Origin of the sequence: Streptomyces sp. NPDC057280, assembly GCF_042668605.1 — a bacterium.
Taxonomy (GTDB): Bacteria; Actinomycetota; Actinomycetes; order Streptomycetales; family Streptomycetaceae; genus Streptomyces.
In genome coordinates this window covers 179351-192937 of sequence record NZ_JBHUYR010000006.1, presented here as the reverse complement: position 1 = coordinate 192937, position 13587 = coordinate 179351, and the positions used below count along the sequence as shown (strand labels likewise).

Annotated in this window: 9 protein-coding genes and 3 pseudogenes; 5 read left to right on the top strand and 7 right to left on the bottom strand. The window is 70.8% G+C overall.

Features of this window, described 5'->3' with window-relative positions; all coding sequences use genetic code 11:
- Window positions 1-5 precede the first annotated feature (5 nt).
- Window positions 6-1652, bottom strand: a complete 1647-nt coding sequence (locus ACFUO4_RS30900; protein WP_383491029.1) for a glycoside hydrolase family 27 protein — start codon at window positions 1650-1652, stop codon at window positions 6-8.
- A 297-nt stretch (window positions 1653-1949) separates the two neighbouring features.
- Between ACFUO4_RS30900 and ACFUO4_RS30895 the strand changes: the two genes are divergently transcribed.
- Both ACFUO4_RS30895 and ACFUO4_RS30890 read left to right on the top strand, forming a co-directional pair.
- Window positions 1950-3563 (top strand): glycoside hydrolase 43 family protein, encoded by a 1614-nt coding sequence (locus ACFUO4_RS30895; RefSeq protein WP_383491027.1) that lies wholly within the window; start codon window positions 1950-1952, stop codon window positions 3561-3563.
- A gap of 54 nt (window positions 3564-3617) precedes the next feature.
- A pseudogene (locus ACFUO4_RS30890) lies at window positions 3618-4772 on the top strand (endo-1,4-beta-xylanase); the annotation flags it as partial.
- 89 nt (window positions 4773-4861) lie between these two features.
- On the opposite strand, the gene ACFUO4_RS30885 reads toward ACFUO4_RS30890, so the two are convergent.
- Complete coding sequence (locus tag ACFUO4_RS30885; RefSeq protein ID WP_383491025.1) at window positions 4862-5875, bottom strand: LacI family DNA-binding transcriptional regulator; 1014 nt, start codon at window positions 5873-5875, stop codon at window positions 4862-4864.
- A 205-nt stretch (window positions 5876-6080) separates the two neighbouring features.
- On the opposite strand from ACFUO4_RS30885, the gene ACFUO4_RS30880 reads away from it, so the two are divergent.
- Window positions 6081-7046 carry a glycoside hydrolase family 6 protein gene (locus ACFUO4_RS30880; protein WP_383491023.1) on the top strand — a complete coding sequence of 322 codons (966 nt, stop codon included), beginning with the start codon at window positions 6081-6083 and terminating at the stop codon, window positions 7044-7046.
- Between the two features lie 125 nt (window positions 7047-7171).
- On the opposite strand, the gene ACFUO4_RS30875 is transcribed toward ACFUO4_RS30880, so the two are convergent.
- Window positions 7172-7852 (bottom strand): response regulator, encoded by a 681-nt coding sequence (locus ACFUO4_RS30875; RefSeq protein WP_383491020.1) that lies wholly within the window; start codon window positions 7850-7852, stop codon window positions 7172-7174.
- The gene (locus ACFUO4_RS30870) at window positions 7852-8613 is read right to left on the bottom strand and encodes a sensor histidine kinase (RefSeq protein ID WP_383491018.1); all 762 of its coding nucleotides are present in this window, start codon (window positions 8611-8613) and stop codon (window positions 7852-7854) included. Before ACFUO4_RS30870 ends, ACFUO4_RS30875 begins: the two co-directional genes overlap by 1 nt.
- Before the next feature lie 15 nt (window positions 8614-8628).
- Between ACFUO4_RS30870 and ACFUO4_RS30865 the strand changes: the two are divergent.
- Window positions 8629-9468, top strand: a pseudogene (locus tag ACFUO4_RS30865) (MMPL family transporter); the annotation flags it as partial.
- A 52-nt stretch (window positions 9469-9520) separates the two neighbouring features.
- Here the strand turns inward: ACFUO4_RS30865 and ACFUO4_RS30860 are convergent.
- On the bottom strand, window positions 9521-10774 hold the full coding sequence (locus ACFUO4_RS30860) for an SLC13 family permease (RefSeq protein WP_383491016.1): 1254 nt from the start codon (window positions 10772-10774) through the stop codon (window positions 9521-9523).
- A 98-nt stretch (window positions 10775-10872) separates the two neighbouring features.
- A complete protein-coding gene (locus ACFUO4_RS30855) occupies window positions 10873-11982 on the bottom strand; it encodes a PrpF domain-containing protein (RefSeq protein WP_383491014.1) in 1110 nt (369 codons plus the stop codon).
- A 172-nt stretch (window positions 11983-12154) separates the two neighbouring features.
- Here ACFUO4_RS30855 and ACFUO4_RS30850 point away from each other — a divergent pair, with 172 nt between their 5' ends.
- Entirely contained in the window at window positions 12155-13108 is a 954-nt protein-coding gene (locus ACFUO4_RS30850) for a LysR family transcriptional regulator (protein ID WP_383491012.1), read from the top strand.
- A 245-nt stretch (window positions 13109-13353) separates the two neighbouring features.
- On the opposite strand, the pseudogene ACFUO4_RS30845 reads toward ACFUO4_RS30850, so the two are convergent.
- Window positions 13354-13518 (bottom strand): annotated as a pseudogene (locus ACFUO4_RS30845) (methyltransferase domain-containing protein); the annotation flags it as partial.
- Window positions 13519-13587 lie beyond the last annotated feature (69 nt).

Here is a 13587-nt window from a genome sequence, read left to right as displayed (position 1 = left end):
GCCCCTCATGTGCGCGACCACTTCTGGTTGTTCTGGCCGTTGCACGTCCACAGGACCAGCGGGGTCCCGTTGGCGGTGGCGGCTCCGCTGGCGTCGAGGCAGAGTCCGGAGAGGGCGTTGCGGATCGTTCCGTCGGAGCCGACGGTCCACTTCTGGTTGTTCTGGCCGTTGCAGGGCCAGGTGATGACACGGGTGCCGTTGGTGGTGCCCTGGTTGTAGGCGTCGAGGCACTTGTCGCCGTAGACGCGGATCTCGCCGCCGGCCCAGGTGGTCCACTGCTGGTTGGCGGCGGTGTGGCAGTCCCACAGCAGCGTGGTGGCCCCGGCGGCGGTGGAGGCGTTGTCGACGTCCACGCAGCGGCCGGAGGCGGTGCCGCGCAGGCGTGAGGTGGTGGCGGTCAGCGGGCTGCCGCCGGTCACCCGGTACACGGCGACACCGTGCGCGGGGACGCTCGCCGAGATCTGGCCGGAGGTGCTGGACGTGCCGCCGGTCCACAGGTCGGTGAGGGTGAACGAGCTGCCGGACAGGCCGACTTGGGCGGGCGTCGTGCTGATGGTCGCGGTGCTGTCGCCGCGGTTGAACAGGCCCACGGCGACCGAGCCGTCGGCGAGCGGCTTGGCGAACACCTCGGTGCTGCCGTCGTCGCGCACCCGGCGTCCGCCCGCGCCCAGCGTGTCCTGGTTCACCGCCAGCAGGCGCGGGTTGCGCAGGATGGCACTGACGTCGGCGGACATGGTGCGGATGTCGTTGCCCGCCATGAGCGGGGCGCTCATGAGTGCCCACAGGGCGAAGTGGGAGCGGGACTCGGTCAGCGACAGACCGGGTCGGCCGACGACCAGCATGTCGGGGTCGTTCCAGTGACCCGGACCGGACTGCGCGGCCAGGGGCGCGGTGACGTCGAGGACGTTGCCGACGCCCATCGGGTAGCTGTTGGTGTTGCCGTTCTGCCAGATGTCGAGCAGGTCCTCGGTCGTCCGCCACAGGTCGGCGACCTCGCCCCAGTTGTACTTGTCGCCGGTGATGGCGTGGAAGCTGTTGGGGTTGATGCTGTAGACGATCGGCCGCCCGGTGGCGCGCAGGGCGTCGCGCATGATCGTGAACCGTGCGACCTGCTCGTCACGGGTGCCGTTGCCGGAACACCAGTCGTACTTGAGGTAGTCGACACCCCACGAGGCGAACGTGGCGGCGTCCTGGGCCTCGTGGCCCATGCTGCCCGTCGACCCGGGGTAGGCGCCGGTGCCCTGCGCGCAGGTGCGCTCGCCGGGTACCTGGTAGATGCCGAACTTCAGGCCCTTGCTGTGGATGTAGTCCCCGAGGGCCTTCATGCCGCTGGGGAACTTGGTCGGGTTGCCGCGCAGGTTGCCCGCCGCGTCGCGCTGCGGGTCGAACCAGCAGTCGTCGACCACCACGTACCGGTAGCCGGCGTCCCGCATGCCCGAGGACACCATCGCGTCGGCGGCCTGGCGGACCTGTGTTTCGGTGATCCCGCATCCGAAGCTGTTCCAGCTGTTCCACCCCAGGGGCGGGGTGAGGGCCGGGCTGCCCGGCGCGGCCGAGGCGGGGGAGTGGGCGGAGGCAGTCACGGACGCGGTGATGGTCAGGGCGGCGGCTGCGAGGAGGCGGAGCAGTCGTCCGCGTGAGCGTCTGGGCACCAGGGGCTCCTTGGGAGGAGGTTCGAAATTTCGAGCCTCGTTCGGAAACTCACGGTGTCAGGGATGTTACAGAGGCGCGTGAACATGTCAACGCATCTGACGTAATTGGCCTTGACCTGCGGAAACTCCGTATCGATCGATTCGAATGTTTCGACGACACGTGCGATCGTGCGCCAAGTCTTGACGTCCAATGTCGGCCTTCTATCATCCAGGTTGCTCGACTCGCCGATCTGTGTTCGACATGCCGAATGGCGTGAGCCGCTTCTTCCGGACGAAGTGCGAGGAGAACACCCCCACATGGATATGTCATGGACGCATCAAGATCTTTCCCGTCGTCACGCCCTGGCGGCCGCCACCGGCCTCGCCGCGGGCGCCCTCCTCCCCACGGCCCGGGCCTCCGCCCGGGCCGCGGCGACTTTCACCAACCCCGTGATCTGGCAGGACTTCGCCGACATCGACGTCATCCGCGTCGGCGACACCTACTACGCCTCCGCCTCGACCATGCACTACTCGCCGGGCGCGCCCGTCCTGCGCTCGTACGACCTGGTGAACTGGGAGATCGCTGGTCACTCGGTCCCCACGCTCGACTTCGGCGCCAAGTACGACCTGAACGGCGCGCGCGGCTACGTCCGCGGCATCTGGGCGTCGTCACTGGCCTACCGGCCGAGCAACCGGACCTTCTACTGGCTGGGCCAGATCGACTTCGCCCGGACCTACGTCTACACGGCCACCGCCGCCGAAGGTCCATGGAACTGGCTGACGACGATCAGCACGCCCTACTACGACGCGGGGCTGCTCGTCGACACCGACGACACCCTCTACGTGGCCTACGGCAACACGACCATCAGCGTGGCCCAGCTCTCGCCCGACGGCCGCAGCCAGGTCCGTACCCAGCAGGTCTTCACGACACCCTCGAGCGTCGGCACCCTGGAAGGCTCCCGCTTTTACAAGATCAACGGGCAGTACTACATCTTCCTGACCCGCCCCGCCAACGGCCAGTACATCCTCAAGTCCTCGGCCGGCCCCTTCGGCCCGTACACCCTGCGGCAGGTGCTGCTCGACCTGCCCGGGCCGATCCCCGGCGGCGGTGTCCCGCACCAGGGCGGACTGGTGCAGACGCAGAGCGGTGCCTGGTACTACCTGGCCTTCGTCGACGCCTACCCCGGCGGACGGATGCCCGCCCTGGCACCCGTCACGTGGACCTCGGACGGCTGGCCCGTCGTGCAACTCGTGAACGGCGCATGGGGCACCTCGTACCCGAGCCCGGCCGTGCCCACGCCGCCCCGCCAAGTCACCCCCATGACCGGCGTCGACACCTTCGACGGGACGACCCTCAAACCGAGATGGGAGTGGAACCACAACCCGGACAACACCAAGTGGGCGGTCGGCAACGGCCTGACGCTGCGCACCGCGACCGTCACCAACGACCTCTACTGGGCCCGCAACACCCTCACCCACCGCATCCAGGGCCCCACCTCCACCGCCACGGCCGTCCTCGACCACTCCGCCATGCGGGACGGCGACCGCGCCGGACTCGCCCTGCTGCGTGACTCCTCGGCCTGGATCGGCCTCAAGCGCGACGGCGGCACCACACGCCTGGTGATGGTCAACGGGCTGACCATGGACGGCAACTGGAACACCACCGGCACCGGAACCGAGGTCGCGAGCGCGCCCGTCCAGGGCACCCGCATCTGGCTGCGCGCGAGCGCGGACATCCGCCCCGGCTCGGCACGCCCCGGCACCTTCTCCTACAGCACCGACGGCACCACCTTCACCCGCCTGGGCCCCGCCTTCTCGATGGGCAACGACTGGCGGTTCTTCATGGGCTACCGATTCGCCCTCTTCAACCACGCCACGCAGGCACTCGGCGGCGCCGTCCGCATCACACGGTTCGACCTGTCCACCCCCTGAACGACCGGAGGTTCGCACCACCCCACCCCCCACCCCCTCCCTACGAGGAGCACCATGAACCCGCTGAAACGACTCGGCCTGCGTCGAGCCACCGTGCTGTCCCTCCTGGCCGCGACCGCCCTGGTGACGCCCGGAACCGCCACCGGCGCACCCGACGCCGTCAAGGCCTCCACTCTCGGCGCCCAAGCCGCCCAGTCCGGACGCTACTTCGGCACCGCCGTGGCCGCAGGACGACTTGGTGACAGCACGTACAGCACGATCCTGAACCGCGAGTTCAACTCCGTCACACCCGAGAACGAGATGAAGTGGGACACGACCGAGCCGTCCCGCGGCTCGTTCAACTTCGGCCCCGGCGACCAGATCGCGAACCGTGCCCAGTCCCGCGGTATGCGGCTGCGCGGCCACACCCTCGTCTGGCACTCCCAACTGCCCGGCTGGGTCGGCTCCATCAGGGACGCAGGAACCCTGCGCGGCGTGATGAACAACCACATCACCACCGTGATGAACCACTACAAGGGCAAGATCTACGCCTGGGACGTGGTCAACGAGGCGTTCGCCGACGGCGGCAGCGGCCAGCAGCGCAGTTCGGTGTTCCACGACGTCCTGGGCAACGGCTTCATCGAGGAGGCCTTCCGCACCGCCCGGAACGTCGATCCGGCGGCCAAGCTCTGCTACAACGACTACAGCATCGAGAACTGGTCCGACGCCAAGACCCAGGGCGTCTACCGCATGGTCCGTGACTTCAAGTCCCGCGGCGTGCCGATCGACTGCGTCGGTTTCCAGTCCCACTTCGGCACCGGCGGCCCGCCGTCGAGCTTCCAGACCACCCTGTCGAACTTCGCCGCCCTCGGCGTCGACGTCCAGATCACCGAACTGGACATCGCGCAGGCGTCGTCGACCGCCTACGCGAACACGGTCAGGGCCTGCCTGAACGTCGCACGCTGCAACGGCATCACCGTCTGGGGCATCCGCGACAGCGACTCCTGGCGCGCCTCGGAGAACCCGCTGCTGTTCGACCGGAGCGGCAACAAGAAGCCGGCGTACAACGCCGCACTGACGGCCATGGGCGGCACACCGGCCGCCACCCGCGGAACGTCCGCCACCACCAACGCGGCTGCCGTGCCCGGCCGTTACGAGAGGAGTTCCCGTCCGGCCCGCTGATCTCCCCGATGCCGGACTCGACCCACGACATCGGCCGGGATCAAGGACGTCGGCGCTGACCACGGCCTCCTGCCGCGGCGGCCCGACCTGCTGACGGACACCGAGGCCCCGGCTCCGGCCGGGGTCCGGTGCGGCGGTCAGGCACTGGAGCGGACGACCAGGCGGGTCGGCAGGATCAGCGGCGTGGGGTCCTGGCCGTTGACGACCGAGACCAGCATGCGCGCCATCTCCCGCCCCAGAGCCTGGATGGGCTGGTGGACGGTGGTGAGCGGCGGGTCGGCGATCTGCGCGACGGCCAGGTCGTCGAACCCGACCACGGCGACATCGTCGGGAACCAGCCGGCCCGCCGTGCGCAGCGTGCGCAGCGCGCCCGCCGCCATGTTGTCGTTGGCGGCGAACACCCCGTCCACGTCAGGGTGGTTCGCCAGCAGCGCGGCCATGGCGGCGGCGCCGCTGGGCTCGGTGAAGTCGCCCTCCTGCGGCGGGAACGGATCGAGGCCCGCTGCCAGCAGGGCGTCCCGGTAGCCGCGGTAGCGGGCGAGACCGGCCTCGGTGTCCAGCCGCCCGCACAGCGCGGCCACCCGGGTCCGGCCGCGTGCGACCAGGTGCTCGGTCGCCTCGCGTGCCCCGCCGGCGTTGTCGACATCGACGTACCACCGGGGCGTCGTGCCGACCGGGCGCCCGCCGAACACGACGGGCATCCGCGACTCCTCGGCCAGGGGAAGCAGCGGATCGTCCTCGCGCAGCGCCATCAGCATGACACCGTCGGCGCCCCGGGAGCGCAGCAGTTCGGCCACCCGCTTGCGGCCCCGGTCGGAAGCGGCCAGGCACAGCATCAGATGCAGGTCCGCGTCTTCCAGAGCGGCCGTGGCCCCCACGATGACCTGGGCGAAGAAAGGGTCGGCGAAGATCGACGGATCCTCTCCCGAGACGACCAGCGCGGCCGCTCCCGTCTGCTGCGTGGCCAGCGCGCGGGCGGTCGGGTTCGGGACATAACCGAGCTGCCGGACGGCCCGCTCGACGGCCTCGCGTTTGGCGCGGCTGACGTGCGGGGCGTTGTTGAGGGCGCGGGAGGCCACGGAGCGGGAGACGCCGGCGCGTTCGGCCACCTCGTCGAGCGTCGGCTGCCTGCGTGGCGGATCTTCTGCCATGGAGCGGGAGTCTGTCACAGGCGGCGAACACGCCACTCCGCGGTACTGGTAGCGCTTCCAGTATGAGCCGCCGCTCAACTCTGCTTCATCCAACTCTGCCTCAGCCATTGACAGTTGAATCAGTCGACTCCACGATTGGGACCGCTTCCAGTGGGAGCGCTCCCACCTCCCCGAAATTTCCCTGCCAGGAAACCGAGGTCCTGTGATGAGCCGCAGATTCCGCACCCTGGCGGCAGCGCTCTGCGCCCTGCCGCTGGCGCTCGCCGCCGCACCGTCCGCTCAGGCGGCCGACCCCACCACCATGACGAGCGGGTTCTACGTGGACCCCAATTCCTCGGCGAAGCGATGGGTGGCCGCCAACCCCGGCGACGGCCGGGCCTCCGCGATCAACTCCGCCATCGCCAACACCCCGATGGCCCGCTGGTTCGGCTCCTGGAGCGGCACCATCGGAACCGCCACCGGGGCCTACGCCGGGGCGGCGGACCAGGCCGACAAGCTGCCGATCCTCGTCGCCTACAACGTCTACAACCGCGACTACTGCGGCGGCCACTCCGCCGGCGGCGCCTCCTCACCGTCCGCCTACGCGAGTTGGATCGCCCAGTTCGCCGGAGGGATCGGGAACCGCCCGGCCGTCGTCATCCTGGAACCGGACTCCCTCGGGGACTACGGCTGCATGAACCAGGCCCAGATCGACGAACGCGAGGCCATGCTGACCGGCGCCCTCGGCGAGTTCAGCCGCCAGGCCCCCAACACCTGGGTCTACATGGACGCCGGCAACCCCGCCTGGACGAACGCGGCGACCATGGCCCGGCGCCTCCACGAGGCGGGCCTGCGCCAGGCCCACGGCTTCTCGCTCAACGTCTCCAACTACCTCACGACCGCCGAGAACACCGCCTACGGCGACGCCGTCAACCGTGAACTCAGCGCCCGCTACGGCTACACCAAGCCCTTCGTCGTGGACACCAGCCGCAACGGCAACGGCTCCAACGGCCAGTGGTGCAACCCCTCCGGACGCCGCATCGGCACGCCCACCCGGTTGGGCGGAGGCGCCGAGATGCTTCTGTGGATCAAGACCCCGGGCGAGTCGGACGGCAACTGCGGCATCGGCGCCGGCTCCAGGGCGGGGGACTTCCTCCCCGAGGCGGCCTACAAGATGATCTACGGCTACTGATCCCGCCGGAGCGGCGCCGGCGCGCGTGTGCGGCACGGCACCGCACAAACCCGCGGCTGCACCGCTGTTCACCGCGCCGCGCGACCCCGGCTCGTACTTCCCCCCAGCGAGCCGGGGTCGCGCGCCTACCGGGGTTCCTCCGTGCGCCGACCGGGGGTGACCATGCCGTACTCGTAGGCCATGACGACGACTTGGGACCGGTCCCGGGCGCCGAGCTTGGCCATGATGCGGCTGACGTGGGTCTTGGCCGTCAGGGGTGAGACCACGAGGCGCCTGGCGATCTCGTCGTTGGTGCAGCCGGCGGCGATCAGCCGCATGACTTCGCGTTCACGGCTGGTCAGGGCGTCGAGGCGGCGGTCGGGCCGGCGGGTGTGGTTCGGGCGGTCGGCGAACTCGGCGATCAGCCGCCGGGTGACGGAAGGGCTGATGAGCGCGTCGCCGCGCGCCGCCACGCGCACCGCGTGCAGGAGTTCGGCGGGTTCGGTGTCCTTGACGAGGAAGCCCGAGGCTCCGGTGCGCAGCGCTCCGTACACGTACTCGTCGAGGTCGAACGTCGTCAGCATGACCACCTTGACCGCCGCCAGCTGCTCGTCGCCGGCGATGCGGCGGGCGGCTTCGAGGCCGTCCATGCCGGGCATGCGGATGTCCATCAGCACCACGTCGGGCCGCAGTTCGCGGCAGGCGGCCAGGGTGGCGTGCCCGTCGGCGGCCTCGGCGACCACCTGCAGGTCGTCCTCGTCGTCGAGGATGCCGCGGATCCCCGCGCGCACCAGCCGCTGGTCATCCGCCAGCAGGATCCTGATCATCAGCTGCTCCGCCGATCGGCTCGTGGTGGTCTGTGAACGGTAGCCGGGCCCGGACGACGAATCCGCCGGCGCCGCCGGGCTCGGCGCTCAACGTCCCGCCCAGCGCACGCGCCCGTTCCGCCATGCCCGCGATCCCGCTGCCTCCCGCGCCCTGCGCGGGCCGCGCCGTGGCCGTCGTCGTGGACGCTGAGCGTCAGTTCCCGCTGTCCGCGGCCGATCCGGACGACGACCCGCCGGGCGCCGCTGTGCCGTACGGCGTTGGTCAGCGACTCCTGGACGATGCGGTACGCGGCGAGGTCCACCGCCGCCGGCAGTGGTGTGCCGCTGCCACTCGGCTCGATGCGTACGTCGAGACCCGCACGGGCCGCCGAGGCGACCAGCTCGTCGATCCTGGACAGCCCGGGCGGGGGAGCGGTGGGGGCGTCCTCGGCCTCCTCGGCGACCTGACGCAGCACACCGAGGGTGGCGCGCAGTTCCCGCAGGCCTTCCTTGCTGCCCTGCTTGATCGCGGCCAGTGCGTCCTCCGCCTGGGCGGGGTCCTTCTTCAGCCGGTGCAGGGCGGCGGCCGCCTGGACATGGATCATCGACATGTTGTGGCCGATGACGTCGTGGAGTTCACGGGCGATGCGCAGCCGCTCCTGCGCGGCCCGCAGTCTGGCCTCCTCCTCCGCGTAGGCGACCCGGCCGTGGCGCATCGCGCCCAGGGCCACCACCGCGACCAGCCAGCCGGTCAGCATGAACACGGCCGTGCCGGTCAGCATGAACACGGCCGTGCCGGTGACGTCCGCCGGACGGTCCGGACGCGGCTCGCCACCACCGACGGCGTCGCCGCGGCCAGCCCGGCGATGCCCTCCGAGGAGGGTGCCCTGTCCACCGTATTCGTCTACCCGACGACCTCACCCCAGGACGAGGGGACCGTGGACCTGGTCCACCACCTGCGCGACGACGTGACGCCCTCCCTGGAACACGCCACAGGAGCCGAGGTGTTGGTGGGCGGAGCCACGGCCGCCTCCCAGGACGTCTCCGAGACACTCGCCGCCCGGCTGCCCCTCTTCGTCGCCGTCGTCGTCGGCGTCTCCTCGCTGCTGCTCCTGCTGGTCTTCCGGTCGGTCTGGATCCCGGTCAAGGCTGCCGTCCTGAACCTGCTGTCCATTTCCGCCGCGCTGGGCGTGGTCACCCTGGTGTTCCAGCACGGCTGGTCCGGCGCACAGCCCGGACCTGTCGAAGCGTTCATCCCGGCGCTGATCTTCGCGATCGTCTTCGGGCTCTCCATGGACTACGAGGTCTTCCTCGTCTCCCGTATCCACGAGGAATGGTCACGCAGCCGGGACCACTCGCAGTCCGTGCGCGAGGGGCTGGCGTCCACCGGCAAGGTCATCACCGCCGCCGCGGCCATCATGATGTTCGTCTTCGGGGTGTTCGTCCTCAGCTCCGACCGCATGCTCCAGCAGTTCGGACTCGGTCTGGCGGTCGCCATTCTGCTCGATGCCGTCGTCATCCGGTGCCTCGTCGTCCCCGCCGTCATGCAGATGCTCGGCAAGTGGGCCTGGTGGCTTCCCGCGCCGTTGGCCCGCAGGCTGCCCAGGGTGTCCATCGAGCGCCCTGAGCCCAGCTGACCGACGGGTCCGGGCGGAGGGCGCCGCGCAGTCCGGCACGGCGCCCTTCGGGCTACGACCAGGGCAGGACCAGCGCGCCCCAGGCTATGACGGGGCCGAGGGCGACGATGCCGCTCGTGTAGCCGATGACCTGGCGGTAGAAGCGGCGGGTGTCCACGCCGCGGGCGTTGCTGAGGACCAGGGCTCCGTTGGTCGAGAAGGGGGAGGTGTCGACAATCGTCGTGGAGACGGCGAGTGCGGCGATCAGGCCCGCGGCGCTGAGATGACTGGACAGCAGCAGAGGAACGGCGAGCGGGATGATCGCGGTGAGGATCGCCGTGGAGGAGGCGAAGGCGGAGGTGATGGCGACCGTGAAGCACAGCAGCAGGGCGACGACCAGCGGGGCGCCCAAGTCGGCGGCGTGCTCGGAGATCTCCTCGATGATGCCGGCCTTCTCCAGCATCGCGATGTACGTCATCATGCCCGCGACCAGCAGCAGGGTGGACCAGCTGACGCCGTCCACGGCCTTCTCCTGCCGCTTCATGTCCACCAGCGCCAGCAGAGCGCCCGCGGCCAGCGCCAGGAAGCCGATCTCCAGGTGGAAGCCGAGCGCGCCGACGACGAGGGCCACCAGCGAGGCGAGGGTGAGCCCCTGCCGCCAGTCGGGCCTGCCGGAGACGGCGAGGTCCTCGTCGGCGGCCGCCTCCGCGGCGTCCTCGGCCAACGGGGCGGGACGCTTGGCGAGCAGGACGTAGGTGAGGACCGCGAGCACCAGATTGATCACGAAGCTGGCGCTGAACAGCGCCATCGCCGAGACGTGCACCTCGGTCTTGTCGACGAGGCCGAGCACCAGCGCACCGGAGACGGCCAGCGGGGAGAACGCGCCCGCGTGCCCGCCGCTGATCACCATCATCCCGACGACCAGCGGGTTGAGTTTGTAGCGGTAGGCGAAATTCATGCCGATCGGCGCGAGGATCGCGACCGCGGCCGGAGTGAACGTACCGAACGCCGTCAGCAGGGCGGCCACCAGGAACAGCACCCAGGGGATGAGCTCGACCTTGCCGCGCACCAGTCTCACCCCGGCCGCGACCAGCCAGTCGATGGTGCCGTTGCGGCGGGCGACGGAGAACAGGTAGGTGACGCCGACGATGGTGACGAAGAGCTTCGCCGGGAACCCCTCGAAGATCTCGTCCTCGGTGAGGCCGAGCGAGGCGGTCCCGACCGCGAAGGTGGCCACGAAGGCGAGGATGCCCAGGTTGATCGGCAGCACGGTGCCGACCACGAACATCACCAACAGGGCGCCTATGGAGATCACTTCAACAGACATCTTTGTCCTTGGTGCGGTGGGGACGGGATGGCGCGCCCCGAGGGCGCGAGGGTAGCGCGGCGGGGAGCCGGCGTGACAGGGGCGGGATCTGCCGCGGTTCAGGCGGCCTGCGGGTGGCCTTCCTGCGGTACGTAGATCCGGGCGTCGGCGAGCAGACGGGCCGCGCGCTGCACGGTGACCCGGTGCGGCACGCCGTCTCGTACGTCGCTGCAGCGGACGGCGACGACACCGGCGGGCGTGCCGAGGCGCAGCCACTCGTCCCTCGGGCCGCCCGTGATACGGGAGACCACGGACCCCTCCAGCAGCCCGGCCGCCGCGACGGCGACGGCCGAGGTCAGGCCGATGGCGGGGTGCGGGGCGTTCATGGAGAGCATCCGCACCGACACGTCGTAGTCCTCGGCCGCCACCGGTTCACCGAGGGGCGTGGTGTACGGCACCGGCGGGCCGACCAGGCCCACCTTGGGCACCGCGTCGCCCGGTTCCTCGCCCGGCCGGAGCAACCCCATCAGGGGCGCGGCGGCATGGCGGACGGTGCGCAGCCAGGGGACGTCCGCGCGCATCCGCTCCTCGGACTCGGCGCCACTGCGCCCGGCACCGACGGCGTCGACGAGGACGACCGGAGCGCCCGCGGCCACCATGCTCACGCGGAGCGGCTCGGCCTCACCGACCCGAAGGTCCTGCACGGCCCGGCCGGTGGGGAGCAGCTCACCGGCGGGGTCGCGGAAGGTGAGGCCGACCGCGACCCCGCCCGCCCGGGTGCCGGGTACGGTCTGGCGGCCGAAGTGGCGCACCACGCCGCCCTCGGTGTCGACGATCCCTTCGAGGACGGCGCCGGTATTGGTGTTGCGCATCACCACGCGGGTCCGGTCGCCGGTGACCGGGACCAGTCCCTTGGCCACCGCGTACAGGGCGACACCGGTGGCGCAGTTGCCGCAGTTGCTCGTCCACTCCACCGAGCCCGTGCCGATGCCGACTTGGGCGAAGAGGTAGTCGACGTCGATACCGGGCCGGGGCGAGGCGCCGACGACGGCCGCCTTGGAGGTGGTGGGGGTCGCGCCGCCCACCCCGTCCAGCTCCACGGGATCGGTGGCGCCGTACGCGGCGACCAGCAGCCTTTCGAGGTCGCCGCGGTCGGCCGGGACATCGACCTGGTTGAACAGCCAGCACTTGCTGGTGCCGCCACGTACCAGGGTCGCGGGAATGTGCACGTCTGAGGCTCTTCCTGGATCAACGGAGGTAAGGGGAAGGGCCGAGGCGGTGGTTACGGGCGCATTGCGGGCCGGTGAACCGCTCGGCGACTGCGCAGACCTTCGCAGAGGGGTGACTTCGGAACAATCGCAGTTCGCTTCACCTAGGTTTAGCTCAGCTAAAGTCAGCGGCATGCTCAATGTGCGTCGTCTGCTGCTGCTCACCGAGGCCACCGAACGCGGGTCGCTCACGGCCGCGGCGGAGGCCCTCGGCATGACGACCTCCGCCGCCTCCCAGCAGATGTCCCTGCTGGAACAGGAGGCGGGGCAGCCCCTCGTCGAGCGGCTGCCCCGCGGTATCCGCCCCACCCCGGCGGGCGCCGCGCTCGCCGAACGCGGCCAGGCCATCCGCCGTGAACTACGCGCCGCCCAGGCCGACCTGGACTCCTTCACCGCCCTCGACCAGGGCAGCTTGCGCCTCGGTTCCTTTCCCACGGCGAGCGCGTCGCTGCTGCCGCTGGCGCTCACACGTTTCCGGCGGGGCCACGCCGGCATCCGCATCGAGGTGCGCGCCGGAGTCCTCGCCGAGCTCAGGGAGATGCTGCACACCGGGGAGGTGGACCAAGGGCTGCTCTGGGACTACGAGTGGAACCGCCTCGACGATCCGGCGCTCGCCCTCACCCATCTGCTGGACGACCCCACGGTGCTGGTCGTCCCCGCCGACTCACCTCTGCGCACCCGTCCCTCGGTGCGGCTCGGCGACCTCGCCGACCAGGAGTGGATCATCCGCGCCGACAACCACCCGGTCGCCGACGTCCTGCGCCGCAGCTGCCGCCAGGCGGGGTTCGAGCCGCGCATCGCCTACTCCTCGCACGACTACCAGGAGGCGCAGGCCATGGTCGCCGCCGGACTCGGCATCGCGCTCGCACCCCGCCTGGCGCTCACCAGTCGGCGCAGCGACGTACGCCTCCTGCCGTTCGCCTCCGACGTCCCGGCCCCCACCCGCCGCATCCTCCTCGCCCGCGCCGCAGCGCGTCCCGCCACTCCGCCGGCCCAGGCGATGGCCCGCGTCCTGCGCACGGTGGCCCAGCGCTTCACCGCCCCGGACCTGCACCGGGCCCAGCTGGGCGCGGTCCGCCGGGGCTGAGGCCGCGACGACGACCTGCCGGGGCCGTTCTGCGAGGTGGCGCCGTACGCCGAGGGCCGGTGCCGACTCCCCACGGCGCCGTGGGTTTGCGGGCGAGGATCTGGATCCCGGTGGACTCGTGACCGTTCATGGCGGGCACGGCGATGGTCCCGGTGGCGAGGGTCCGGAACCCGGCCAGGACGGCCCAGTTCGGTGATCAGCCGATGCTGGGCCGCGTCGCCGGGGATGCAGGTCAGCACGGCGAAGAGCAGAACAGCATCGAATCCCGCGTCCGGACAGGGCGAAGCCGGGAGCGCGTCCAGAGTGGCGAAGCGCATGGTGGGGTGCAGGTCGCGTGCCCGACCGGTCATGGCCGGTGAGGCGTCGACGCCCGTGAGGTCGGCGAAACCGTGCCGTTCGAGCTCGGCCATGATGCGGCCGTATCCGCATCCGTAGTCGAGGGTCGCGGCGTTCCTGCGGAGCCCGTCGAGCCAGGGCAG